This window comes from Streptomyces sp. NPDC002125, assembly GCF_053593715.1.
Map to the genome: position 1 here is coordinate 137,766 of NZ_JBSFDD010000017.1, position 25,586 is coordinate 163,351.

The following is a 25,586-nucleotide window of genomic DNA, read 5'->3' on the forward strand; positions in this document are numbered from 1 at the left end:
TGTGTGAGCTGGAGGGGACGGTCGCGTGAGCGAGATACCTGGGACAGCGGGCGACGTCGTGTGGCAGAGCAGCCCGCCTGGCTCGATCTATGACTACATAAGGGTCGCGTCGTTCTCGATCGGGCCCGACGGGCTGATCGAGCAATGGAGCCGACGGGCCGCGGGTCTGTTCGGCATGGCCTCCGACGAGGTGGTGGGCAAGGACCCGGTCGAGGCCTTCATGCCCGCCGAGGTGCGTCCGGATGCCCACAGACGGGTCGGCGAGATCCTCGACGGCAAGGAGTGGACGGGCCTCGTCCCGTTCCGGATTCCTGGTGAGAACGGGGTCCACGGGCTCGCCGAGATCTATGTCATGCCGAGCGAGACCGGGGCGGGCGAGCGCGCCGCGCTCTGCATCGTCGTGGACGTCAGGGCGTTGCGGCGCATCGAGACCGACCTCGCGGCCTCACAGGCGATTTTCGGCCAATCTCCCTTCGGGTTCGTCCTCTTCGGCACCGACTTCACCGTCGTGCGGGCCAACAAGAGGTTCGCCACCGTCTTCGGCGGCGAGGCCGACGACCACCGCGGGCGCACCGTGGAGGACTACCTGGCCCGCCCGGAGGCGGAGCGACTCTCGGCCACGCTCCGGCGCGTCCTGGAGACGGGTGACGCCGTCACCGATCTCCAGCTCGTCGGAACTCCGCCCGGTGCCCCCGCCCGGCGTCACTGGTCCATGAACCTCTACCGCGTGCACAGCGGTTCGGGGCGTCCCATCGGTATCGCGGGCCTGGCGACCGACGTCACGCAACGGCACATCGCCGCCCGCGAGGCCGCCAGCGCCCGTCGCAATCTCGCCCTGCTCAACGAGGCCAGCGCCCGTATCGGCAACTCCCTCGACCTGGAGACCACCGCCAGGGAACTGCTCGACGTCGCCGTGCCCGGCTTCTGCGACCTCGCCTCCGTCGACCTGTACCAAGGCCTGCTCACGGGTGAGGAGGCCTCGCCCTCGAGCTGGGGCCGGCATCACCAGGAGACGGGCACGGGTTCGGCGGAGCTGCGCAGGGTGGCCCACGCCAGCGCCGTGTCCGACGGGCTTCCCGGGGTCGTCCCGGGCGCCCGCACCGGCGAGGGCCTGGCGTCCGACGGGGACACCGGCCCGCCCGCACTCGGTTCCGTCCACCGCTACCCGTTCCACTCACCCTGTGCCGTGGCCCTGCGCACCGGACGCGTCGCCGACGTACCCGGGGACGACCGCGGCTTCGTCCACTCCACGCTCGCCGTGCCGATGGTCGCCCACGACATCGTCGTCGGCCTCGTCCAGTTCTCCCGTACGAAGGGCAGCGAGCCCTTCGGAGAGCGGGACCGCGCCCTGGCCACCGAGCTCGCCGCACGCGCCGCGGTCTGTATCGACAACGCCCGCCTCTACCGCCGGGAGCACGAGCGCGCGCTCATCCTCCAGCGCAGCCTGCTCCCGCCGGGCGACCCCGAGGCGGCGGGGCTCGACATCGCCTGCCGCTACCTCCCGGGCAACACGGCGACCGAGGTCGGCGGCGACTGGTTCGACGTGATCGAGCTCCCCGGCCACCGCACGGCGCTGGTCGTCGGGGACGTCATGGGCCGTGGACTGCGCGCCGCCGTCGCCATGGGCGAACTGCGCACCGCCGTACGCACACTGGCGCTCCTGGACCTGGAACCCGCCGAGGTGCTCTCGGCCCTGGACGAGGTCGCCAGAGGGCTCGGCACCCCCGGCGGGGGCGAGCGGAGCGACGGGTTCGGCGCGGGCGGCGGGGCCCAGTGGCCCTCCAGGGCCGCCCACAAGTCACGCGAGGCGGACCTCTCCGAGGTCTATCTGGCGACCTGTGTGTACGCGGTGTACGACCCCGTCACCCGCCGGTGCACCTTCGCCAACGCCGGCCATCTCCCGCCGGTGGTGGCCGAGCCGGGCGAACCCGCCCTGCTCCTCGACGTACCGCCGGGCATGCCGCTCGGTGTCGGCGGGGAACCCTTCGAGGAGGTCGAGGTGGAGCTGAAGGAAGGTTCCCTCCTCGCCCTCTACACCGACGGGCTCGTCGAGTCCCGCGACCATCCGCTCGACGAGGGCCTGGACGCGTTCCGGCTGGCCCTGGCCGAGCCGTCGCAGCCCCTCGAAGACGTCTGCGACCATGTGCTGTCGACCCTGGACACCCGCCACGGCGAGGACGACATCGCCCTGCTGATGGCCCGTGTCCAGGGGCTGGCGCCGGACGCGGTGGGGGACTGGCGGCTCCCGCGTGAGCTCCGCTCCGTCGGCCTGGCCCGTGAGCTGGCCCGCGAACAGCTGATCGACTGGGGCCTGGGCGACCTGGTGGACACCACGGAACTGCTCGTCAGCGAACTGGTCACCAACGCCCTGCGCTACGGCGAGGGAGAGATCAGGCTCCGGCTCCTGCGCGACCGCACGCTCGTCTGCGAGGTCTGGGACGCGGGCCTCGTCCAGCCGAGGCGCCGGCGCGCCCGCGACACCGACGAGGGCGGACGAGGGCTCCAGCTGGTCGGGCTGCTCAGTGTGGCCTGGGGCTCACGGCGTACCCCGCGCGGCAAGACGGTGTGGTTCGAGCTGGCGCTGCCCGACGGAGAGCCCGCGCCCGAACTCTCCGTGGAGCAGCTGCTCAGCATGTACTGACCGGGGCGGTACGGAGAGACCTTCCGGAGCGCGCTCCCGTCCCGGAACGGACCCCGGAGCGCGCTCGGTGATGCAGCGTGCTCCGGTGATGCACGGCGTCCGGGTCATGCACGGTGTCTTCCGGTCACGAGGCGGACTTCAACGCGGCGAGCCGGGCCTCGATCTCCGCGCTGTCCCCGAGACTGTCCAGCTGCTCGAACTGGGCGTCCAGGGAGGACGCGGCGAGCTCCTGCTTGCCCACCGCCCTGGCCTCCTCGCGCCGCACCTTGTCCTCGAAGCGGCCGAGCTCGCTCGTCGGGTCCATGACGTCGATGCTCTTGACCGCGTCCATCATCCGGTTCTGCGCCTGCGCGGACGCGGCGCGGGCGACCAGTTCGTCGCGCTTGGCCTTCAGCTGGGTCAGCTTGTTCCTCATCTGGTCCAGACCCGACTTCAGCTTGTCCACCACCACGGTCTGCGACGCGATCGTGGGCTCCGCCGTCTTCGCCTCCTGCTCCGACTGGAGCTGGCGCCCCAGGGCGACCTTGGCGAGGTTGTCGAACTTGTCGGCCTCCGCGCCCGCCGCAGCGGCCCGCAGCTCGTCGGCCTTCCTGCTCGCGGCGAGCGCCTTCTGGCCCCACTCCCTGGCCGCGTCCACGTCCTCCCTGTGGTCCTCCTCCATCAGCCGCAGGTTGCCGATGGTCGCGGCCACCGCCTGCTCGGCCTCCGCGATGTTGTTCGTGTAGTCGCGGATCAGCTGGTCCAGCATCTTCTGCGGGTCTTCCGCCTGGTCGATCAGGGCGTTGATGTTGGCCCGCGCCAGCTGGGTGACGCGGCCGAGGACGGTCTGCTTGCTCATGGCACCTCTCCTTGTGCGACGGACGACTGCGACGTGCGCGATGTGTGTACGGAACATGAGGGCGAGGCCCGGGGGAGAGCGGTCAGAAGCGTCCTCCGCCGCCGCGCCGGCCGCGGGTCCCCCCGCCGCCGAAGCTGCCGGGCCCGCCGCCGAACCCGCCCCGGGACCCGCCGAACCCGCCACCGAAGCCTCCTCCGAGCCCTCCGCCGCGCCCGCCCCCGCCGAGCAGGCCGCCCAGGATGATGCCGCCAAGGACGGCGCCGCCCGCCCCGCCCCCTCCGCGCGGGCCGCCGAAGCCGCTCTGGTCCCGGTAGCTCCGTACGTCCTGCTCGGCCAGGCTCCGGGCCTGCACGGCCAGCGCGTCCGCCTGCTGGGCCTCGGCCAGGGCACCCTGCGGATCGTTCGCACCGGACAGTTCCCCGGCCCGCTCGTACCTCCGCTGGGCCTCCGCGAGGCGGGTGCGCGCCTGGCTGCCGACGGCACCCCGGTTGGTGGTGACGAAGTCGGCGGCGGCACCGATCGCCGCCCGCGCGGTGAGCATCGCCTGTTCGAGGAGCGAGCGGGCCCGCTGGTTCCCGTGTTCCTGCTCGCGCGCCCCTGCCAGGGCCTCGTCCAGCGCCGCGTCCACCTTCTCCACCCTGCGCAGCGCGTCGATCGGGTCGTAGGGCCCGGAGGCCGTCTCGTCCTTCACATCGGCGATCACCGCCTCCGCGCGGGCCACCCTGCCCCGCAGATCCGCGGTGGACACGCCCTCCGGGGTGCCGCCGAGCAGCCCCCTGGCATCGGCCAGGTCGGTCTCGGTCTCGGTGAGCGCGCCCGGGAGCTTCTCCGCCGCCTCGGCCAGCTCCCCGGCCCGCCGGTCGACGGCGTCCACCAGGGTGGAGACCTGCTTGACGGCTCCCTCGGCGGCCCGGACGTAGACCGCGGCCTCGGAGTTGTTCCCGCTGTCCACAGCCTGGCGTGCCTGGTTGAGGCTGGAGGTGGTGAAGACCAGCCGGTCCTTGGCCTGTTCGATGTCCTCGGCCGCCGGAGCGGTGGCGGAGGCCGCGTACCGCTCGCGCATCGCGGTGAGCGCGTCCTCCGTGGCGGAGACGCGTGCGATCAGTTCGCGGAAGGTGGTCTCGGCGGTGCTCACGGCCTGGGGCGCGGTCTGTTCGAGTGCGCGCAGCCGGTCGAAGTCCTCGGACATGGCGTCCAGGCGTTCGTTGGCGTCCGTGCAGCGGCTGATGATCTCGTCGAGCATGCGGCGCCGTGTCGCGTCGTCCTCGGGGAAGGCGTCGTCCAGCTGCTGCCGCAGCCGGAAGGCCTCCGTCAGCTCGGTCTTCGCGTGCGCGACCGCCTCGGCGAACGGAGCGGCTGCCTCATCGCCGAACTGGGCCGTCGCGAAGCCGAGTTCCTCATCGCTGGTGCGCACGGAGTCGTCCGTGTCGACGAGATCGGCCTTCGCCCGCGCGTCCAGTTCCGGCAGCGGGACCTGGGGCTCGGCCGCCGCTCCGCCTCCGCTGCCCCAGCCGCCGCCCGCCGCCGGGGTCGTCCTGGTCGCCGTATGCCGTCTGCGGCGGGTGAAGGCGAAGAGGGCCACCGCGCCCGCGACGACGACCAGGGCCAGCGGTACGACCAGATTCACGGAGGCACCGCTGTCGGAGCCGCCGGGGTCCGCCGCGCCCGGGGTGACGGCGGGGGTCGGCACGGGGTCGCCCGCCAGGACGGCCGCATAGCCGTCGGCGGCGCCGATCGCGGCACCGGCCCAGTCGTTCTGCCGGAGCGCCGGCTCGATCGCCGTGTTCGCCACGTCCTGGAGCTGGGCGTCGGTGAGCCGCGAGCCCTGGTCGACGGAGTAGGCGTACTGCCGGTCGTGCGTGGCCACGGCCAGCAGCAGGTCCTCCTGGCCGAGGCCGTTGCGGTTCGCCGTCTCGTCGGCCCAGGTCTGGGCGGAGCGGCCGGAGAAGTCGCGTACGTACACGACGAACAGCTGGACCCGGCGCTCGTCGAACAGGTTGTCGAGGGCGGCCGCGACCTGGGGTTCGCGGTCGCCGAGCGCGTCCACCCTGTCGGTGATCTGCCCGTCGCGGGACAGCTCGACGGGATCCTCGGACCGGGCGTCCGGGGCGCCCGGCAGGGCGATCCAGAGCACCGCGGCCAGGGTGGCGAGGAGGACCCTGCCGGGTATCGAATGCCGGGACATCCCGGTACGGCTCGCAGGCGGCGTCACATGTGGGAGGCTATGTCCGCCCACTGCCGCCCGCGACCCGGCGGGTGCCCGGCACGGGCGCCCGTGGTGCGGGGCGTTGCGTGACGGGCGCCCGTACCGCGCGGTGGTCCGGGCGCCGACGGCGGTCAGGTGCCGACGGTGCCCGGACCGGAGGGACCTGTCAGGTGGTCCCGGTCCGGGGGCCGGTCTCAGCCGGCGTCGCGGGGCAGCTCACGGGTGCGGCCGAGGGAGCCCAGCCACTCGGCCGAGGGACGCGCGGTCCGCTCGAACGTCTCCCAGTCGATGCCGATCAGGCCGAACGTCGGCTTGAACGAGCCCCACTCGTAGTTGTCGAGGGCGCTCCAGGCCAGGTAGCCCTGGACGTTCAGCCCGTCCTCGATCGCGGAGGCCACCTCGTTGAGCGCGCCCGTGTAGTAGTCGACGCGGCGGGTGTCGTCCGCCGTGGCGATGCCGTTCTCCGTGACGATCAGCGGCATGTCGGCACCGATGACCTCGGCGGTGTGGCGCAGGGCGTGCCCGACGGCGGCGGGGTAGTACTCCCACTGCGTGAGCGTCCGCTCGATGTCGTCGGACGCGGGCACCGGGCCGTCGGCGCCGATCTCCGTACGGGTGTAGGACTGGACGCCGATCCAGTCGTCGCCGCGGGCGGCCTCGATGAAGACGTCTTCGCGCGGCCGGCGGTAGGCGGCGGTGACGTCCTCGGCGCCCGGGCGGGCCTGGTAGACCTGGTTGGCGATCGTCCAGCCGACCTGGATGCCGGCGTCGAGCGCGCGGACCTCCTTCACCGCCGCGTGGTGGGCGGCGATGACCGCCTCGGTGGTCTCGTCGTCCGGGGTGGGCAGACCGGCGGGCGGGAAGCCGATGTCGCCGCGCTTCGCCTGGCCGGCCATGACGGCGATCATGTTCGGCTCGTTGATCGTGCAGACATGGCTGACGCCCTCGGAGATCACCGGTGCGCAGGCCGCGACGTAACGGGCGAACAGCTCGACGGCACCGTCGGCCGTCCAGCCGCCGCGCGCCTCGAACCACTGCGGCACCGTGAAGTGGTGCAGCGTGACCATCGGGCGCAGACCACGGGCGTGCGCTCCTTCGACCATGCGCCGGTAGTGCGCCAGCTCGGCCCGGGAGAATTGCCCCTCGGCGGGCTCGATGCGCGCCCACTCGATGGAGAAGCGGTAGTCGGTGAAGCCGAGGGACGCCAGCAGGTCCATGTCCTCGGGCCAGCGGTGGTAGCTGTCGCAGGCATCCAGACTGGGTTCCTGGATGTGGGTGCCGGTGGAGTGCTCCTTGACCCACCAGTCGCTGTTGGTGTTGTTGCCCTCGATCTGGTGGGCGGCCGTGGAGGCCCCCCACAGGAAGCCTTCGGGGAACGGGACGGAGGCGTGCGTCATCGCGGAGTGTCTTTCTGTGCGTGAAGGGGTGCGGCCGCGGTGCGGGGTGCGGCCTCGTGTGCGTACGTGTGCCGGGCGGGCTACTTCATGCCGGCCGTGGCGATGCCCTGGGTGAAGTGCCGCTGCAGGGCGATGAAGAGGATCAGCACCGGCAGGACGACGAGGAAGGCTCCGGCCATCAGCATGCCGTTGGAGCCGCCCGCCTTGTTGGGGTCGGTCGCGAACGTGGCCAGGGCGACCGGGAGGGTGTACTTGTCCGGGTCGTTGGTCGCGATCAGCGGCCAGACGAAGTTGTTCCAGGAGCCGAGGAAGGTGAAGATCGAGAGCGTCGCGAGCGCGGGCTTCACCAGCGGCATGACGATCCGCCAGAAGATGTACCACTCGCCGGCGCCGTCCATCCGGGCCGCTTCCAGCAGCTCGTCGGGGATCGACTGCATGAACTGCCGCATCAGGAAGACCCCGAAGGCCCCGGCGGCGAAGGGCAGCACCAGACCGGCGTACGAGTCGATCAGCTGGAGCTTGCTCATCAGCACGAACAGCGGCAGCAGCATCAGGTTGCCGGGCACCATCAGGGCGCCCAGGACGACGCCGAAGATCTTGTTCCGGCCGACGAACCTCAGCTTGGCCAGGGCGTAGCCGAGCATCGAGCAGAAGACCAGGTTCGAGACGGTGACCAGCACCGCCACGATCACGGAGTTCATGAAGTAGAGCGGCAGGTCCAGCTTGTCGAGCAGCTGCCGGAAGTTCTCCAGGGTCCACTCGGTAGGGATCCACACCGGCGGGCTGGCCGAGAGGTCGCTCGTCGTCTTGAAGGACGACACGGCCATCCAGAGGAACGGCGCCGACATGATCAGCAGGCCCAGCGAGAGCAGGACGTAGACCAGAGGACGCCTCAGGTTCCGGGACCTGCCCGGGGGAGCCGTGCGCGCGGGTGCTTGGCCGACGGTCATTTGGTGTTGTCCTTCAGCAGTCGGAGCTGCAGCACCGTGATGCCCATGATCACCACGAAGAGCACATACGCCATGGCGCTCGCGTAGCCCATGTGGAAGAAGTTGAAGCCCTCGCGGTACATGTTCAGCGACACGGTCAGCGTGGAGTCGGAGGGGCCGCCCTGCGTCATCACGAACGGCTCCTCGAAGACGTTGAGGTAGCCGATGGTGGTGATCACCGTCGCGTAGAGGAGCGTCGGCCGCAGTAGCGGCACCGTGATCCCCCGGAACTCCTGCCACACTCCGGCGCCGTCGAGCCGCGCGGCTTCACGGACCTCGGTGGGAATGGCCTGAAGGCCCGCGATGAAGAGCACCATGACCGTACCGACGTTGCGCCAGACCGCCATCGCGATCATCGAGGGCATCGCCAGCGCCTCGGAACCGAGGAAGTCGGGCGCGGTGAGGCCCACTTCGGAGAAGAGCCCCGCGATCAGCCCGTCGCTCGGGTCCAGCACGAACCGCCACACCACGGCCACGGCCACGATGGTGGTGACCACCGGGGCGTAGAAACCGACCCGGAAGAAGGTCCTCGCCCGGTCGATGCCGTTGTTCAGCAGTACGGCGACGACCAGCCCGATCGCGATCGTGAGCGGGACGCCCACCACGACGAAGTACGCCGTGTTGAAGAGCGACGTGAGGAACTTCTCGTCGCCGAACAGCTCGGTGTAGTTCTCGAAGCCGATGAAGTTCGCTTCCCAGGGGCGCGTCACGTTGCGCAGCCCGAAGTCGGTGAAGCTCATCAGCAGCGTGGCGAGGATCGGGAACGCCATGAAGACGGTGAACAGGACGAGGAAGGGCATGGAGAACAGCCAGCCCGCCGCGTTCTGTACGCCCATCGAGCGCTTCCCGCGCCCCGGTCCGGATCCGGCCGGGCCGGCCCCGGGCGGGACCGCCCCGGAACCGTCCTTCACCGTGGCCGGCTGCGCGGCCGTTGAGGTCGTGGTGCCCATGGCTCCTACTTCACGAGGCCTTCGATCTCGGACTGCGCGGTCTTCAGCGCGTCCTCGGCGGAAGCCTTGCCCTGCGTCACCTTCGCGATGGCCTGGTCGACCTTGTCGGTGATCTCCGTCAGCGTGGCGGTGGAGGGGGAGGACTTGGCGGTGTCCATCTGCTTCTTGAAGACCTGGAGGTTCGCGTCGTCGGCGAGCGCGCCGGACTCCCAGGCCGCGGTGTTCGCGGGGAGGTCCTTGGTCCGCTCGTACCAGTCGGCCTGGCCCTCGGTGCCGGTGAGGTACGTGATGAACTCCGTGGCTGCGGCCTTGTGCTCGCTGTCCTTGGAGATCACCAGGGAGGAGCCGCCCGCCATCGACACGGAGGACTTGTCCGCCGGTACGGGGGCCACGGCCCACTTGCCCTTGATCTGCGGCTGGCCCTCGTCGAGCAGGGTGACGTGCCACGGGCCGCCGAAGAACATGGGGACGCGGCCGTTGCCGAAGTCCTTCACGACGTCGTAGCCCGGCTGCACCGACTTGTTGGCGAGGCCCTTGTCGAAGTACGAGCCGTACTCCTTCAGCGCCCCGACCGCCTCGGGGCTGTCGATGGCGGCCTTGCCGTCGTCGTCGAGGATCGTGCCGCCGGCGGAGTAGAGGAACGGGTAGAAGTTCTGCACCGTGTCCAGGCCGCTCGGCTGGATGGACAGGCCCCACTTGGTGCCGGCCTTCTTCTGGTACGCGGTCGCCAGCGCCTGCATCTCCTGCCAGTCGGCGGGCGCCTTGTCGACGCCGGCCTTCTTCGCGAGGTCGGTGCGGTAGTAGAGGACGCGGGTGTCGACGTACCAGGGCACGCCGTACGCGGTGCCGTCCACCTCGCCCTGGTTCCAGCCGGCAGGGAAGAAGTCCGCCTTGTCGAAGACCTTCGTGTCGACCGGCTCCAGGACGCCGAGCTCGGAGAACTCTCCCATGTAGCTGCCGCCCATCTGCGCCACGTCCGGCATGGTGCCGGCCGCGGCGGCGGAGACGAGCTTCTGGTGGGCGACGTCCCAGCCGACCGGCGTCACCTTGACGGTGACGTTCGGGTTGGCCTTCTCGTACACCTCGGCCACCTCGGCGAGCTTCTCGCCCTCGGCGCCCATGGCCCAGACGGTGAGCGTCTGCTTCGCGTCCGCGGCGACGTCGTCGCCACCGGAGCTGCCGCAGGCGGAGAGGCCGAGAGCGAGCGCCACGGTGAGGGCGGCGGAGGCGGTTCTGGCGGTGCGGGACATGGAGGGCTCCTCCTCGAGCAATCCGAATGTATGCGCTGCCTGTAAGCGCATACATCACTCTGCGGCAGTCGTTCGGGAATCCGCAAGAGGGTGCTGGGTCACACTCGTGCAACGTGCTCGATACCTGGAGGCCCCGTCGTGGCACCGTATGCGCACTGTTTGCGGAATTGAAGTGGATGTGACCGGTTCCGCTTGTTACGCGGGGTTCCGAGCCGTGGGGCGGGTCCTGTCGGGGCGCGGGTCCTGCCGAGGCGCGGCTCGCAGGGCCGGCCCGGCAGGCGTACGCGGCTACGGGGACGGGTCACGCGCTGTACGCACCTCGCCGTGCCCCCGAGGTCGGGGGCACGCTGTGCCCCGCCCGCAGGGCCGCTTCTCCGGGGTGCGGCTCCGAGCGGGGGCCGCTCTCAGCCGCAGCCGCAGCTCGCCCGGCGGGCCAGGGTGACGGGGAGCTCCAGCGACACCGGATCGCGGCCCGGGTCGGCCAGACGTTGCACCAGCAACTCCACGGCCTGTTCCCCCAGGAGGCGGATCGGCTGGCGCACGGTCGTCAGTGACGGCCGCACGATCCGGCTCAGCGGGATTCCGTCGAAGCCGGTCACGACGATGTCCTCGGGCACCCGCACCCCGCGCCGCTCCAGCGCGCGCAGCGCGCCCACCGCCATCTGGTCGTTGGCGAAGAGCACCGCGTCCGGCCGCTCGGTGCCCCGGTCGAGCAGCGTCTCGACGGCCCGCGCCCCCTCGGCCCGCATCATCATCCCGGTCCGCAGGTCCGGTGCCTCGGGGACAGACAGCCCGGCGTCCCGGCAGGCGTCCTGGAAGCCGCGGAACCGGGCCTCGGCGTCGGGGGACTCCGGATCGCCGCCGACGAAGGCGAGCCTGCGCAGCCCGTGGTCCTCGATCAGATGGCGGGTCAGCTCGCGTTCCCCCGCCGCGTTCGCGACGACGATGTGGTCCAGGTGGTCGATCCCGCGCGGTCCGGCGAGCATCACCACGGGCAGCCGGCGCGATATGACGTCGAGGTCCCCGGTCGGCACGGTCTGCGCCAGCACGGCGAAGCCGTCCACCCGCCCCGCGACCTTCGCGACGAGGCTCTCCGGGCCGCCCTCCAGCGAGGCCGCGATCAGCAGGGCGTAGCCGTGGCGGCGCGCCGCGCGTTCCATGCCCCGGATGATCTGGTCGGAGTACAGCATCGCCGCGTCGTCGGCCTCGCTGTCGGACTCCGCGTCGGCCTCGGCGTCCGGATCGGAGTAGTCGGGGAAGCAGAGCCCCAGCACCCCGGTGGTGCGGCTGGCCAGTCCCCGGGCGTTCCCGCTCGGCACGTAACCGAGCTCGCGCGCCGCGTCGAGGACCCGCTCGCGCGTCTGGGCGCGCACCGAATCGGGGTTGCGGTAGACCCGGGAAACCGTGGCGATCGAGACGCCCGACCGCTCGGCGACGTCGTACACCGTGGGGGCGCTCACTCGATGGTCCGTCCGCTTCTTGTTCCGTACGCGACGCCCGCCGCTGCGGGAGCCGTCCTGTTCTGATTCCGTACGCGACGCCCGCCGCTGCGGGAGCCGTCCTGTTCTGAAAGCGCATTCACCCTAGATCGCGTGCCCGGTTGCGGGCAACAGCGACCGGCTCCGCGCGTCGTCCCGATGCCGGGTGCCGACGAGGTCGAGTTTGCCCAAAAATAGACAGGCTGCCTTGCAAGCTTCCCTGTCCATCTTTACGGTGGAAAACATGTCCAGCAGCTCCGAGGGGCCCCAGGCCCAGCACCCCGCCGACTCCGATCCCGGCGCCGAGACCGTGGCCGCCGATCTCTCCGCCGTGGTCGGCAGGCTGCTCAGGCGGCTGCGGAGCTCATCGGCCGACAGCCTGCTCACCCCCTCGCAGCGGTCGGTCCTGGCCCGGCTCGCGGACGGCGGGCCCGCCACCACGGCGGCACTGGCCCGCGCCGAGCTCGTACGGCCGCAGTCGATGCGGCTGACGCTCGGCGCGCTGGAGAGCCAGGGGTTCGTCAGCCGGGCTCCCGATCCGGCCGACGGCCGCAAGTCGCTGGTCTCCGTCACCGAGCGGGGGAGCGCCACTCTGGCGGGGGTGCGAGCCGCCAAGCGCAACTGGCTGGCGGACGCGATCGCGGGCGAGCTGGACGGCGCGGAGCGCCGCGCGCTCGCCGAGGCCACCGAACTCATCGCCCGCCTGGTCGACAGGTGAACCGGCCGGGCGCCTCCGGAGTGCGTACGGCCGCACCGGCCGGGGCGGACGCGGAGACCTTGCCCGCAGCCGGTCCGGCCGGGGCGGACGCGGGGACCGCCCCCGGATTCGGTCCGGCCGCGGCGGACGCGGGGACCGCCCCCGGATTCGGCGTCAGGCTCACCGCCCCGCTCCTGATGGGCTCCCTGCTCAACCCGCTCAACACCACGATGATCTCCACCGCCCTGGTGTCCATCGGGCACTCCTTCGGCATCGGGGCCGCCGACACCGCGTGGCTCATCTCCGTCCTCTATCTCGCCAGCGCGGTCGCCCAGCCCGTCCTGGGCAAGCTCGCGGACACCCTCGGCCCCCGCAAGGTCTTCCTGGCCGGTCTCCTCGTCGTGATCGCGTCGGGGCTGGTCGGCGCCCTCGCCCCCGGCTTCGGCATGCTGATCGTCTCCCGGCTGCTGCTCGGCATCGGCACCTCGGCCGCCTACCCGGCCGCCATGGCCGTCCTGCGCGACGAGTCCCGGCGCCTCGGCCGCCCCACCCCTCGCCCCGTGCTCGCCCGGCTCTCCTTCGCCGCCCTCGGCAGCGCCGCCGTCGGCCCCGCGCTCGGAGGGCTGCTCGTGACGTTCGTCGGCTGGCGCGGCATCTTCGCCGTCAATGTGCCGATCGCCCTGCTCGCTCTCGGCGCGGCTCTGCTCTGGGTCCCCGCCGACCCGCCGCGCGAGCGGGCCGCTGACGGGAGCGAGCCGAAGACCTCGCTCGACCCGCTGGGCATCGGCCTGTTCACCGCCGCGCTGACGGTGCTGGTCTTCTTCCTGCTCGACCTCGCCCACCCGCAGTGGTGGCTGCTCGCCCCCTTCGCCGTGCTGAGCGCCGTCCTGGCCGGGTGGCAGCTGCGCGCCCCGCAGCCGTTCATAGACCTCCGGATGCTCGCGGGCAACGGCGCGCTGCTGCGGACGTATGTGCGCCACGGGCTGAGCTATCTGCTCATCTACTGCGTGATGTACGGCTTCACGCAGTGGCTGGAGGAGGTGCGCGGCTACTCCTCGGGCCACGCGGGGCTCCTGATGCTGCCGATGTCCGTCACCGCGCTCGTCTGCTCGCTGCTCGGGGCCCGTACCAAGGGGCTGCGCGGACCGCTGACCGTCGCGTGCGTCCTGCTCACCGCCGGCGCGGGAATCCTCTGCTTCCTCTCCGGCGACACCCCGCTCGCCGTACTGCTCGTCGCCGGGGCCTGCTTCGGCGCCCCGCAGGGGCTCGTCGGCACCAGCAACCAGGCGGCCGTCCAGGCCTACGCGTCCCCCGAGAGCATCGGGGCCGCCGCCGGGCTCCAGCGCACCGCGCAGTACATCGGCGCCATCACCGCCTCCAGCCTGATCGCCCTCGCCTACGCCGACGCGGCGAGCGACGCGGGACTCCACCTCATGGCGGCCGTGGCCGTCGTCCTCGGTGTCCTGCTGACCGTCCTGACCCTCACCGACCGCGCCCTGGCCGACCGGGCCTGACCCGGCGCCACGCGCACGCACCCGCACAGCACCACCCCAAGGAGTACGCACATGACTGCCACCGTCCTCGACCCCCGCACCGCGCTCGTCGTCGTCGACCTGCAGAAGGGCATCGTCGCCCTGCCGACGGCCCACCCGGCGGACGGCGTCATCGCCCGCTCGGCCACCCTCGCCGACGCCTTCCGGGCCAAGGGCCTCCCGGTCTTCCTGGTCCGTGTGACCGGCGGCGCCCCCGGCCGCAACGAGAGCCGCGTCCCGTCCCGGGAGCCCGCCGCCGACTGGGCCGAGATCGTGCCCGAGCTCGGCCCGCTCGACGGCGACACCGTCATCACCAAGCAGCAGTGGGGCGCCTTCCACGGCACCGCGCTCGACCTCGAACTCCGCCGCCGGTCCATCACCCAGGTCGTGCTGACCGGCATCGCCACCAGCATCGGCGTCGAGTCCACCGCCCGCGCCGCCCACGAGCACGGCTACCACGTCACGGTCGCCACGGACGCCGTCACCGACATGGACGGCGAGGCCCACCGCAACAGCGTCGAGAAGATCTTCCCGAGGCTCGGCGAGACCGACACCACCGACGCGATCGTGAAGCTGCTGGGCTGACCTCCCGGCCGGGGCCGGACGGGGGCCGCACGGGTGACGTCGGCGGCCCCACCGGCCGCGTCTGCCTCCGCCCGCGCGTGAAAGTGCGTTCAGTGGATCAGCGAATCAGTGTGATCAACTGCAAATGCCACCAGAACGCATCATCCGGTCCATTCCGGTACGGGGTGGACCGGGCCGGCCCCGGAGGTATCAGCCATGGCCCACGTCGGCGTCCCGCGCGGGACGGCCCGAAAGCGCCGCTCGGTCGCGCTCCTGGCGACAGGTGTGCTCACGATCCCGGTACTGGCGGGCTGCACCTCGGACAACGAGGGCCCCGCCCCGGTGGCCGTCCCGCAGGACATCTCCCCGGCCGCCCGGGACCGGGTGGCGGAGGGCTCCACGCTCACCTGGGCGATCGACGCGGTGCCCGCCACCCTCAACGCCTTCCAGGCCGACGCCGACGGGGCGACCGCGCGTGTCGCCGGTGCCGTGCTGCCCTCCCTCTTCCCGATGGACGCCAGGGGTGAGCCCAGGCTCAACCCCGACTACCTGGAGTCCGCCAAGGTCATCGAGCAGGAGCCCAAGCAGGTCGTCCTCTACAAGCTCAACCAGCAGGCCGTGTGGAGCGACGGCCGCGAGATCGGCGCCCCCGACTTCGTCGCCCAGTGGCGCGCGCTGAGCGGCAAGGACTCGGCGTTCTGGACCGCGCGCAACGCGGGCTACGAGCGGATCGAGAAGATCGAACGCGGCAAGGACGACCTCCAGGTCCGGGTCACCTTCTCGAAGCCGTACGCCGACTGGCGCTCGCTCTTCTCGCCGCTCTACCCGAAGGAGGTGACCGGTTCGCCCGGCACCTTCAACGACGGCGCGAGGGCCACCCTCAAGAACACGGCAGGGCCCTTCCGGCTGCGCAGTGTGAACAAGGCCAAGGGGACCGTCGTCCTCGACCGGAACCCGCGCTGGTGGGGGAACGAGGCCAAGCTCGAATCCCTGGTGTTCCGTGCCGTCGAGCCCGGCAAGCGGGCGGACGCGCTGACCGCGGGCACGGTGGACGTCGCCGACATCGACACCGCGACCGCCGGCCGCATCGCCCTCGCGGCCCGCTACCGCGGCGGGAGCGCCGGGCCGCCCGCCCACGGCCCCGGAGCCGACATCACCCCGGCCGCCGCCCTGCGCTCCTGGGCCCTGGCCAACGGCTCGGACGAGGAGGCCGCGGAGACGGCGCGGGCCGCCCGGGAGAAGAACCAGGAAGCGATCGCGGTGTACGCGGCCGAGCAGAAGACGCTGCGCGGTTTCGACGTACGCAAGTCACTGGAGCCCGCCTACACGCAGCTCGCGCTGAACGGCGAGTCCGGGGCCCTCTCCGACGACCGGGTGCGCCGCGCCATCGCCCGCACGCTGGACCGGCAGGAGCTCGCCGACATCGTGCTGAAGCCGCTCGGCCTGTCCGCCGAGCCGCCCGGGAGCCACCTGGCCCTGGCCGGGCAGCCCGCGTACAAGGACGGCAGTGGAGCGCTCGGCGACCGGGACGCCAAGGAGGCGCAGGCCCTGCTGGCCGACGCGGGATGGACTCCGGCCGGAGCCGTCCGCAGGACCGAGGACACCAAGGCGGGCAGCGAGGCGGAGAAGAAGAAGGCCGACGAGAAGGCCGGGGCCGGGGAGAAGACGAGGGAGAAGGCCGAGAAGACGGAGAAGGAGAAGACGGAGAAGGAGAAGACGGAGAAGGAGGGGAAGGCCGGGGAGAAGGACGACGCGGCCTCGCGGGACGAGGGGACGTACGTCGTCGGCGACGAGAAGCCGGGTGACCTGCCCGCCGGTGACGGCGAGGTGAATGCCCAGGACAAGCGCACGGGCGGCGCCGCCGGCGCCTACGCCCCCGCAGGCACCGCCGCGCCCGCCCCCGCGGCGGCGAAGACCCGCATCGGCAAGGCCGGCAAGCCGCTGACCCTGCGCTTCGTCCTGCCGTCGGGGCCGGGATCGCAGCCGCTGCGCAGCGTCGGGGAGAAGATCGTCGAGATGCTGGACTCCATCGGGATCGGCACGCAGATCACGAAGGTCTCCGACGAGAGCTACTTCAAGGACCACATCGCGTCCGGGGACTACGACATGGCGCTGTACTCCTGGCCCGCCACCGCCTACCCGGCGACCGACGGCCGTCCGATCTTCGCCAAGCCGGAGCCCGCCACCGACGGCTCGCTGCTCGTCGAGCAGAACTACACCCGGGTCGGTTCGGACCACATCGACCAGCTCTTCGACCGTGCCGTCTCCGAGCTCGACGCCACGAAGTCCCGGGACCTCCTGAAGCAGGCCGACGCCCGGATCTGGGCGGCTGCCGGATCGATTCCGCTGTATCAGAGGCCACAGCTGGTCGCCGTCGACAAGAAGCTCGCGAACGTCGGCGCCTTCGGCTTCGCCGCTCCCCGGTACGAGGACATCGGATACACCGCCCGACAAGCGGCAGGTTCCCCCGCGAATCGTAAGAAGTAGCAGGTCAAAGCCACATTCGAAGCTCAGATACAGCTCAATTCCCTTGCCCGCCGGAACCACCGGCGGGCAAGGTGGTGTCCGCCCAGACCCGGGCTGCTCGTCTTCTCACACCCCTTGCCGTCCGTCCGCTCTCCGGCCGGATGATGACGTAATACCGGCTGAATATCGGCTGAATAGTGGCTGAAGCCAGGCCCCGTGGATCGGGCCGGGAAGCCCCGGACTCGTCGGGCCCGTACCATTGGACTAGCCGTGGCGTGCCGCCCGGCGGGCGTACGAGGACTCGAGACCGACTGAGACGCCTGATCCCACGATCCGAGAGAAGCGCAAGCCACCCATGCCCACGCGCCACGACATCCGTAACGTAGCCATCGTCGCCCACGTCGACCACGGCAAGACCACCCTGGTCGACGCCATGCTCAAGCAGGCCGGCGCCTTCGCCGCGCACGCCGCCGAGAACCTCGACGAACGCATGATGGACTCGAACGACCTGGAGCGTGAGAAGGGCATCACGATCCTCGCCAAGAACACGGCGGTGAAGTATCACCCCAAGGACGGCGGGGACCCGATCACGATCAACATCATCGACACCCCCGGCCACGCCGACTTCGGCGGCGAGGTCGAGCGTGGTCTGTCGATGGTGGACGCGGTCGTCCTGCTGGTCGACGCCTCCGAGGGCCCGCTGCCCCAGACCCGCTTCGTCCTGCGCAAGGCGCTGACGGCCAAGCTGCCGGTCATCCTCTGCATCAACAAGACGGACCGGCCGGACTCCCGGATCGCCGAGGTCATCGACGAGACCTACGACCTCTTCCTGGACCTGGACGCCGACGAGGACCAGATCGAGTTCCCGATCGTCTACGCCTGCGCCCGTGACGGCGTCGCGTCGCTGACCAAGCCGGAGGACGGCACCGTCCCCGCGGACAGCGACAACCTGGAGCCCTTCTTCACGACCATCCTCTCCACGGTCCCCGCGCCGGAGTACGACGAGGCCGCCCCGCTGCAGGCCCACGTCACCAACCTGGACGCCGACAACTTCCTCGGCCGTATCGCGCTCTGCCGCGTCGAGCAGGGCGAGCTGCGCAAGGGCCAGACGGTCGCCTGGATCAAGCGCGACGGCACGATCTCCAACGTGCGCATCACCGAGCTCCTGATGACCGAGGCGCTCACCCGCAAGCCGGCCGAGAAGGCGGGCCCGGGTGACATCTGCGCCGTCGCCGGTTTCCCGGACATCATGATCGGCGAGACCCTGGCCGACCCCGAGAACCCGATCGCGCTCCCGCTGATCACGGTCGACGAGCCCGCCATCTCGATGACGATCGGTACGAACACCTCGCCCCTCGTCGGCAAGGGCGGCAAGGGCCACAAGGTCACCGCCCGTCAGGTGAAGGACCGTCTGGACCGCGAGCTGATCGGTAACGTCTCGCTCCGTGTCCTCGACACCGAGCGCCCGGACGCCTGGGAGGTCCAGGGCCGTGGTGAGCTCGCGCTGGCGATCCTCGTCGAGCAGATGCGCCGTGAGGGCTTCGAGCTGACGGTCGGCAAGCCCGAGGTCGTCACCAAGCAGATCGACGGCAAGACGCACGAGCCGATCGAGCGCATGACCATCGACTCGCCCGAGGAGCACCTCGGCGCCATCACGCAGCTGATGGCGACCCGCAAGGGCCGCATGGAGACGATGACGAACCACGGTTCGGGCTGGGTCCGCATGGAGTGGATCGTGCCCTCCCGCGGCCTCATCGGCTTCCGTACGGAGTTCCTGACGCAGACCCGTGGCACCGGCATCGCGCACTCCATCTTCGAGGGCCACGAGCCGTGGTTCGGCGAGCTGCGCACCCGTCACAACGGCTCGCTGGTGGCCGACCGTTCGGGCACGGTCACGCCGTTCGCGATGGTCAACCTCCAGGAGCGCGGCGTCATCTTCACCGAGGCCGGCACCGAGGTCTACGAGGGCATGATCATCGGCGAGAACTCCCGCGCCGACGACATGGACGTGAACATCACCAAGGAGAAGAAGCTCACCAACATGCGTGCGGCGTCCGCGGACACCACGGAGAACGTGGTGCCCGCCCGCAAGCTGTCGCTGGAGCAGTCCCTGGAGTTCTGCCGCGAGGACGAGTGCATCGAGGTGACCCCGGAGACCGTCCGTATCCGCAAGGTCGTCCTGGACGCCAAGCAGCGCGGCCGTTCGGCCTCGCGCGCCAAGAACGGCTGACACCTGCCGGAGCCGTCCGAAACCGGTCGGCGAACCGTCGGAACGAGTCATTGACATGAGGCCCGGACCCCCGCAGACACTGTGGGGGTCCGGGCCTTTCGTCAACCCGTTTTCCTGACCGAGGTGTCCGGATATCGTGCGTCGCTCTCCGGAACATGTGTTAACGGTCCGTTTCGGGGGTGTCTGTCTGGGATCACTTTGTCCGGATTTCGGGCAACCAGCCCTTCTCGATGTTGTCAAACCGAGACCCTTTAAGTGTGGTTTACAGCCCGGTGTTCCTTAATAGTTGGCTCCATTGAGCTCGGGTCAATGGGTCGTCGCACTGTGGGGAGTGCGGACTCACGAGCACACTCGGGGCACTGAAACGATCGCCGTCAGGGGTGTCGGTCGATCACTCCAGTGCCCCTCTTGTAGTCAAAAGTGGACTCATGAGGAGGAAACCCATGCGCGGTGCCAAGAGCGCCAAGTGGGTCGCGGGAGCGGCAATCATCGCCCTGGCCGCGACTGCCTGTGGCGGGGGCGACAGCGACAACGAGGACAAGGCTGCTTCGACGGAGAAGGGCAAGCCCGCGGGCTACGTCTCCATCGACGTCGGCGAGCCGCAGAAGCCGCTGATCCCGGCCGACACGAACGAGTCGCTCGGCAGCTACGTCATCCAGTCGATCTTCACCCAGCTGCTCGACTTCGATGCCGAGGGCAACATCGTCTACACGAACGCCGAGTCCGTGAAGTCGACGGACAACAAGACGTGGACGGTCAAGCTCAAGGCCGGCTGGAAGTTCCACGACGGCACCCCGGTCACTTCCGAGTCCTACATCAAGGCCTGGAACTGGTACGCGAACGTCAAGAACGCCCAGCAGAACGCGTTCTGGTTCGAGGACATCAAGGGCTACGCGGACGTCCACCCCGAGAAGGGTGACCCGAAGGCCACGGAGATGTCCGGCCTGAAGGCGGTCGACGACACCACCTTCACGATCGAGCTCAACAAGCCGGTTCCGTACTACGAGTACAAGCTCGGCTACACCACCTTCGCCCCGCTGCCCGAGGTGTTCTACAAGGACACCAAGGCGTTCGGCCAGGCGCCGGTCGGCAACGGTCCCTACATCTTCGAGAAGTGGGACCACAAGAAGCTCATCCAGGTCAAGGCCAACCCTGACTACCAGGGCCCGAACAAGGCCAAGAACAAGGGTGTCCTCTTCAAGAACTACGCGACCGTCGAGGCCGCGTACCAGGACCTCCTCTCCGGCAACCTGGACATGATCCGCCAGGTCGGCCCGAAGGACCTGCCGAAGTACAAGCAGGACCTCGGCGACCGCGCGATCGACGAGCCGTACGCGGCCATCCAGTCGCTGGTCCCGACCTTCTACTCGAAGACCTTCAAGGACATCGACCCGAAGGTCCTCCAGGGTCTGTCGATGGCGATCGACCGTGACACGATCACCAAGACCGTGCTCAACGGCACCCGCAAGCCCGCCACCAGCTTCACGCCTCCGGGCGTCGCCGGTAACCAGGACCTGGGCACCGACGTGTTCAAGTTCGACGCGGCCAAGGCGAAGGCGCTCGTCACCGAGGGCGGCGGCGTTCCGGGCAACAAGATCTGGATCCAGTACAACGCCGACGGTGGCCACAAGGAGTGGGTGACCGCGGTCTGCGAGTCCATCCGCAACTCGACCGGGGTCGACTGCGTCCCGGACGCCAAGCCGGACTTCCAGACCGACCTGGAGGCGCGTGACAACGACCAGGTCAAGTCGATGTACCGCGGTGGCTGGGTCGCCGACTACCCGCTGAACGTCAACTTCATGCGGGAGCTGTACGGCACCACCGCCGAGGCCAACAACGGCCGGTTCTCCGACAAGGAGGTCGACGCGGCCTTCAAGAAGGGCGACAACGCGGCCTCCCTGGACGAGTCGATCAAGGCTTACCAGGACGCCGAGAAGCTCGTCCTCGCCAAGATGCCGGCGATCCCGCTCTGGGAGTACAAGACCAACGGTGGCTACTCGAAGTCGGTCGACAACGTGACCATCGACTTCCACGGTGACTACAACATCACCGAAGTCACGGTCGTCAAGTAACACACGCCTGAGGGCCCCCACTCGGCCATCAGCCGCCCACACCAGGCAGTAGGTCCCGGGGGCCGCTCTTCCTATCGGGAGAGCGGCCCCTGGGCTGCTTTATCCCCTATCGGAGGCAAACATGGGGCGTTACGTCGCGCGGCGACTGCTCCAGATGATCCCGGTCTTCCTCGGGTCAACCTTGCTGGTCTTCGCCATGATGTACGCGCTGCCCGGCGATCCCGTGCGCGCACTCGCGGGTGAACAGACCGTGGACCCCACGCAGATCGCCGCAATGAAGAAGGAGCTCGGGCTCGACCTGCCGCTCTGGCACCAGTACTGGAACTACCTCGTCAACCTGTTCCAGGGTGACTTCGGTACGCAGATCGCCAGCGGTCGGCCCGTCGCCGACATCATCTCGGAAGCGTTCCCGATCACGGTCCGGCTGGCCCTGTTTGCCTTCATCTTCACGGTCGTCGTCGGTATCTCCATGGGCATCTTCGCGGGTCTGAAGGCCGACACCCTTCGCGACCGCGGTCTGCTCGTGCTGACGCTCCTGCTCATCTCGGTGCCCTCGTTCGTACTCGGCTTCCTCGGCCAGTACTTCTTCGCCTTCCAGCTCGGCTGGGTCGAGCCCAACGTCAGTCTGGAAGCGACCTCCAACGAGCTGATCCTGCCCGCCGTCGTGCTCGGGTCCTTGTCGCTCGCCTATGTGGCACGACTGACCCGCACCTCGGTCGCCGAGAACCTGCGCTCCGACTACATGCGCACCGCCGTGGCCAAGGGGCTGCCGCGCCGCCGCATCATCGGGGTCCACCTGATGCGCAACTCGCTGATCCCCGTCGTCACCTTCCTCGGTACCGACCTCGGTGCCCTGCTGGGCGGCGCCGTCGTCACCGAGGGCATCTTCAACGTCAAGGGTGTCGGCTACAACGTCTTCGACGCGCTCCGGCACCGCGAAGGCGCCACCGTCGTCGGCATCGTGACGCTGATCGTCATCGTCTATCTCGTCGCCAGCCTGGTCGTCGACCTGCTCTACGCGGTCCTGGACCCGAGGATCCGTTATGCCTGAGACGCTCAAGGAAACCACCGCGGAGAAGACCGAGGCCGTGGCCGCACCCGCTGCCGCCGCCCCGGTCGGCAAGCCGCGCAGCCTCTGGTCGGACGCCTGGCACGACCTGCGGCGCAGCCCGCTGTTCGTCGTCTCGGCGATCCTCATCGTCTTCCTCCTGGTGATGGCGATAGCACCCGGCCTGTTCACCGGCGCCGACCCGCGCTACGCGGACCTGGCCCACCACTACCTGCAGAAGCCCAAGTGGGGGAACTTCTTCCAGGAGGACTGGTTCGGGTACGACATCCAGGGGCGTTCGATCTACGCGCGTGTCGTCTACGGCGCACGGGCCTCGATCACCGTCGCCGTCGTCGTCACCGCCCTGGTCACGATCCTCGGCACCGTCGTCGGCATGCTCGCCGGTTACTTCGGCGGCTGGATCGACACGATCCTGTCCCGGGTCACCGACATCTTCTTCGGCGTGCCCTTCATCCTCGGCGCGATGGTCGTCCTGACCTCGTTCGAGGAGCGCAAGATCTGGGTCGTCATCCTGGCCCTGGCCTTCCTCGGCTGGACCCAGATCGCCCGTGTCGCGCGCGGCTCCGTCCTGACGATCAAGCAGGCGGACTACGTGATGGCGGCCAAGGCGCTCGGCGCCTCGACCACCCGCATCCTGCTCCGGCACATCCTGCCCAACGCGATCGCCCCGGTGATCGTCGTCGCGACCATCGCGCTCGGCGGCTACATCTCGGCCGAGGCCACCCTGTCCTTCCTGGGCATCGGTCTCGCCGAGCCGACCGTGTCGTGGGGTGTCGACATCTCCTCCGGCCAGGAGCAGCTGCGTAACGCCGCGTTCGTGCTGATCATCCCGTCGGTCATGGTGTCGATCACCGTCCTGGCGTTCATCATGCTCGGCGATGCGGTACGCAACGCCCTCGACCCCAAGCTGCGCTGAGGGAGGCGTACATGACCATCATCGACAAGACGGCGGATGTTCCTGCTCCGCGTGGTTCGAACGACGAGAGCGGCCCGCTGCTCGAAGTCCGTGACCTGCACGTGGAGTTCCACACCCGCGACGGCATCGCCAAGGCCGTCAACGGAGTCAACTACAGCGTCAGCGCGGGCGAGACCCTCGCCGTGCTCGGCGAGTCCGGCTCCGGGAAGTCCGTGACCGCGCAGGCGATCATGGGCATCCTGGACATGCCCCCCGGCCGCATCCCGAAGGGGGAGATCCTCTTCCGCGGCCAGGACATGCTCAAGATGTCGGGCGAGGAGCGCCGGCAGATCCGCGGCCGGAAGATCGCGATGATCTTCCAGGACGCGCTGTCCTCGCTGAACCCGGTGCTCTCCGTGGGCTACCAGCTCGGCGAGATGTTCCGCGTCCACCAGGGCCTGTCCAAGAAGGACGCCAAGGCCAAGGCGATCGCGCTGATGGACCGCGTGCGCATCCCGGCGGCGAAGGAGCGGGTCAACGACTACCCGCACCAGTTCTCCGGCGGTATGCGCCAGCGCATCATGATCGCGATGGCGCTGGCCCTGGAGCCCGACCTGATCATCGCGGACGAGCCCACCACGGCGCTCGACGTGACCGTCCAGGCCCAGGTCATGGACCTGCTCGCGGAGCTCCAGCGCGACTTCAACATGGGTCTGATCCTGATCACGCACGACCTCGGTGTCGTCGCCGACGTCGCGGACAAGATCGCCGTGATGTACGCCGGCCGGATCGTCGAGACCGCCCCGGTCCACGAGATCTACAAGCGCCCCGCGCACCCGTACACCAAGGGTTTGCTGGAGTCGATCCCGCGCCTGGACCAGAAGGGCCAGGAGCTCTACGCGATCAAGGGCCTGCCGCCCAACCTGCTGCACGTGCCCTCCGGCTGCGCCTTCAACCCGCGCTGCGGGATGGCGCAGGACATCTGCCGTACGGAGATCCCGGCGCTGCGCCCGGTCACCGAGCAGGACGGCAGCGAGCTCGTCGGCCGCGGCAGTGCGTGCCACTTCTGGAAGGAGACGATCCATGGCTGACCTCGAGAAGGAGTCCGTGGACGCCACCCCGAACGTCACCGAGGTGGCGACGGTCAACGCCGCCACCGAATCGGAGGCCGTCGCCGCCATCGAGGCGCCGGTGTCGCAGGGGGAGCCGATCCTCCAGGTGCGCAACCTGGTCAAGCACTTCCCGCTGACCCAGGGCATCCTGTTCAAGAAGCAGGTCGGCGCGGTCAAGGCCGTCGACGGGATCTCGTTCGACCTGTACCAGGGCGAGACCCTCGGCATCGTGGGCGAGTCCGGCTGTGGCAAGTCCACGGTCGCCAAGCTCCTGATGACGCTGGAGCGGGCCACCGCGGGTGAGGTCTTCTACAAGGGCCAGGACATCACCAAGCTGTCCGGCCGCGCGCTGAAGGCCGTACGCCGCAACATCCAGATGGTGTTCCAGGACCCGTACACCTCGCTCAACCCGCGCATGACGGTCGGCGACATCATCGGGGAGACCTTCGAGATCCACCCCGAGGTGGCCCCGAAGGGCGAGCGGCGCCGCAAGGTGCAGGACCTCCTGGACGTCGTCGGTCTGAACCCGGAGTACATCAACCGCTATCCGCACCAGTTCTCCGGCGGCCAGCGCCAGCGCATCGGCATCGCCCGCGGCCTCGCGCTCAACCCGGAGATCATCATCTGCGACGAGCCGGTCTCCGCGCTCGACGTGTCGGTGCAGGCGCAGGTCATCAACCTGATGGAGAAGCTCCAGGACGAGTTCAACCTCTCGTACCTCTTCATCGCGCACGACCTGTCGATCGTCCGGCACATCTCCGACCGGGTCGGCGTCATGTACCTCGGCAAGATGGCCGAGATCGGTACGGACACGCAGATCTACGACCACCCGACGCACCCCTACACCCAGGCGCTGCTGTCGGCTGTCCCGGTGCCGGACCCCGACGCCCGTGAGGGCCGCGAGCGGATCATCCTCTCCGGTGACGTCCCGTCGCCGGCGAACCCGCCGTCGGGCTGCCGCTTCCGCACGCGGTGCTGGAAGGCCCAGGAGAAGTGCGCCACCGAGGTGCCGCTGCTGGCGATCCCCGAGCGCTTCAAGGCCTCGGACACGCCGGCCGCGCACGAGTCGGCCTGCCACTTCGCCGAGGAGAAGGACGTCGTGCACGCGGCGTAGCACCTGACCGGTCCGACGAGGACGCCCGGCCCTCCCCCCGAGGGGCCGGGCGTTTTCGCGTTCCCGGGCCACGTACGGCGTACGGC

General features: G+C 69.9%; 18 protein-coding genes. 11 read left to right on the forward strand and 7 right to left on the reverse strand.

The features are described 5' to 3' along the window. Positions 1-58: 58 nt before the first annotated feature. Positions 59-2,641: a SpoIIE family protein phosphatase gene (locus ACWCQM_RS26625; protein ID WP_450917664.1), complete on the forward strand. Its 2,583-nt coding sequence runs from the start codon at positions 59-61 to the stop codon at positions 2,639-2,641. A 124-nt stretch (positions 2,642-2,765) separates the two neighbouring features. On the opposite strand, the gene ACWCQM_RS26630 is transcribed toward ACWCQM_RS26625, so the two are convergent. The 7 genes from ACWCQM_RS26630 to ACWCQM_RS26660 all read right to left on the reverse strand — a co-directional run bounded on the left by ACWCQM_RS26630 (position 2,766) and on the right by ACWCQM_RS26660 (position 11,731). After that, on the reverse strand, positions 2,766-3,479 hold the full coding sequence (locus ACWCQM_RS26630; RefSeq protein WP_450917633.1) for a PspA/IM30 family protein: 714 nt from the start codon (positions 3,477-3,479) through the stop codon (positions 2,766-2,768). A gap of 82 nt (positions 3,480-3,561) precedes the next feature. After that, on the reverse strand, positions 3,562-5,664 hold the full coding sequence (locus ACWCQM_RS26635; RefSeq protein ID WP_450917665.1) for a TPM domain-containing protein: 2,103 nt from the start codon (positions 5,662-5,664) through the stop codon (positions 3,562-3,564). Between the two features lie 215 nt (positions 5,665-5,879). Beyond that, positions 5,880-7,082, reverse strand: coding sequence for a glycoside hydrolase family 1 protein (locus ACWCQM_RS26640; protein ID WP_450917634.1), 1,203 nt, complete (start codon positions 7,080-7,082; stop codon positions 5,880-5,882). Between the two features lie 80 nt (positions 7,083-7,162). After that, the gene (locus ACWCQM_RS26645; protein WP_450917635.1) at positions 7,163-8,032 is read right to left on the reverse strand and encodes a carbohydrate ABC transporter permease; all 870 of its coding nucleotides are present in this window, start codon (positions 8,030-8,032) and stop codon (positions 7,163-7,165) included. Next, complete coding sequence (locus ACWCQM_RS26650) at positions 8,029-9,021, reverse strand: carbohydrate ABC transporter permease (RefSeq protein WP_450917636.1); 993 nt, start codon at positions 9,019-9,021, stop codon at positions 8,029-8,031. Before ACWCQM_RS26650 ends, ACWCQM_RS26645 begins: the two co-directional genes overlap by 4 nt. Positions 9,022-9,026: 5 nt before the next feature. After that, complete coding sequence (locus tag ACWCQM_RS26655; protein ID WP_450917637.1) at positions 9,027-10,271, reverse strand: sugar ABC transporter substrate-binding protein; 1,245 nt, start codon at positions 10,269-10,271, stop codon at positions 9,027-9,029. A 404-nt stretch (positions 10,272-10,675) separates the two neighbouring features. After that, positions 10,676-11,731: a LacI family DNA-binding transcriptional regulator gene (locus tag ACWCQM_RS26660; RefSeq protein WP_450917638.1), complete on the reverse strand. Its 1,056-nt coding sequence runs from the start codon at positions 11,729-11,731 to the stop codon at positions 10,676-10,678. A 262-nt stretch (positions 11,732-11,993) separates the two neighbouring features. Here ACWCQM_RS26660 and ACWCQM_RS26665 point away from each other — a divergent pair, with 262 nt between their 5' ends. The 10 genes from ACWCQM_RS26665 (at position 11,994) to ACWCQM_RS26710 (ending at position 25,500) form a co-directional block, all read left to right on the forward strand. After that, positions 11,994-12,467, forward strand: a complete 474-nt coding sequence (locus ACWCQM_RS26665) for a MarR family winged helix-turn-helix transcriptional regulator (protein WP_450917639.1) — start codon at positions 11,994-11,996, stop codon at positions 12,465-12,467. A 59-nt stretch (positions 12,468-12,526) separates the two neighbouring features. Beyond that, positions 12,527-13,960: an MFS transporter gene (locus ACWCQM_RS26670; RefSeq protein ID WP_450917666.1), complete on the forward strand. Its 1,434-nt coding sequence runs from the start codon at positions 12,527-12,529 to the stop codon at positions 13,958-13,960. 51 nt (positions 13,961-14,011) lie between these two features. Continuing rightward, a complete protein-coding gene (locus tag ACWCQM_RS26675) occupies positions 14,012-14,563 on the forward strand; it encodes an isochorismatase family protein (protein WP_450917640.1) in 552 nt (183 codons plus the stop codon). A gap of 195 nt (positions 14,564-14,758) precedes the next feature. After that, a complete protein-coding gene (locus ACWCQM_RS26680; RefSeq protein WP_450917641.1) occupies positions 14,759-17,029 on the forward strand; it encodes an ABC transporter family substrate-binding protein in 2,271 nt (756 codons plus the stop codon). A gap of 334 nt (positions 17,030-17,363) precedes the next feature. Then, a complete protein-coding gene (gene typA, locus ACWCQM_RS26685) occupies positions 17,364-19,238 on the forward strand; it encodes a translational GTPase TypA (RefSeq protein WP_450917642.1) in 1,875 nt (624 codons plus the stop codon). 443 nt (positions 19,239-19,681) lie between these two features. Continuing rightward, on the forward strand, positions 19,682-21,310 hold the full coding sequence (locus ACWCQM_RS26690) for a peptide ABC transporter substrate-binding protein (RefSeq protein WP_450917643.1): 1,629 nt from the start codon (positions 19,682-19,684) through the stop codon (positions 21,308-21,310). 121 nt (positions 21,311-21,431) lie between these two features. Further along, a complete protein-coding gene (locus tag ACWCQM_RS26695) occupies positions 21,432-22,361 on the forward strand; it encodes an ABC transporter permease (RefSeq protein ID WP_450917644.1) in 930 nt (309 codons plus the stop codon). After that, complete coding sequence (locus tag ACWCQM_RS26700) at positions 22,354-23,295, forward strand: ABC transporter permease (RefSeq protein ID WP_073744858.1); 942 nt, start codon at positions 22,354-22,356, stop codon at positions 23,293-23,295. Before ACWCQM_RS26695 ends, ACWCQM_RS26700 begins: the two co-directional genes overlap by 8 nt. Before the next feature lie 11 nt (positions 23,296-23,306). After that, positions 23,307-24,365, forward strand: a complete 1,059-nt coding sequence (locus tag ACWCQM_RS26705) for an ABC transporter ATP-binding protein (RefSeq protein ID WP_450917645.1) — start codon at positions 23,307-23,309, stop codon at positions 24,363-24,365. Further along, positions 24,358-25,500, forward strand: coding sequence for an ABC transporter ATP-binding protein (locus ACWCQM_RS26710; RefSeq protein WP_450917646.1), 1,143 nt, complete (start codon positions 24,358-24,360; stop codon positions 25,498-25,500). Before ACWCQM_RS26705 ends, ACWCQM_RS26710 begins: the two co-directional genes overlap by 8 nt. Positions 25,501-25,586: the final 86 nt, after the last annotated feature.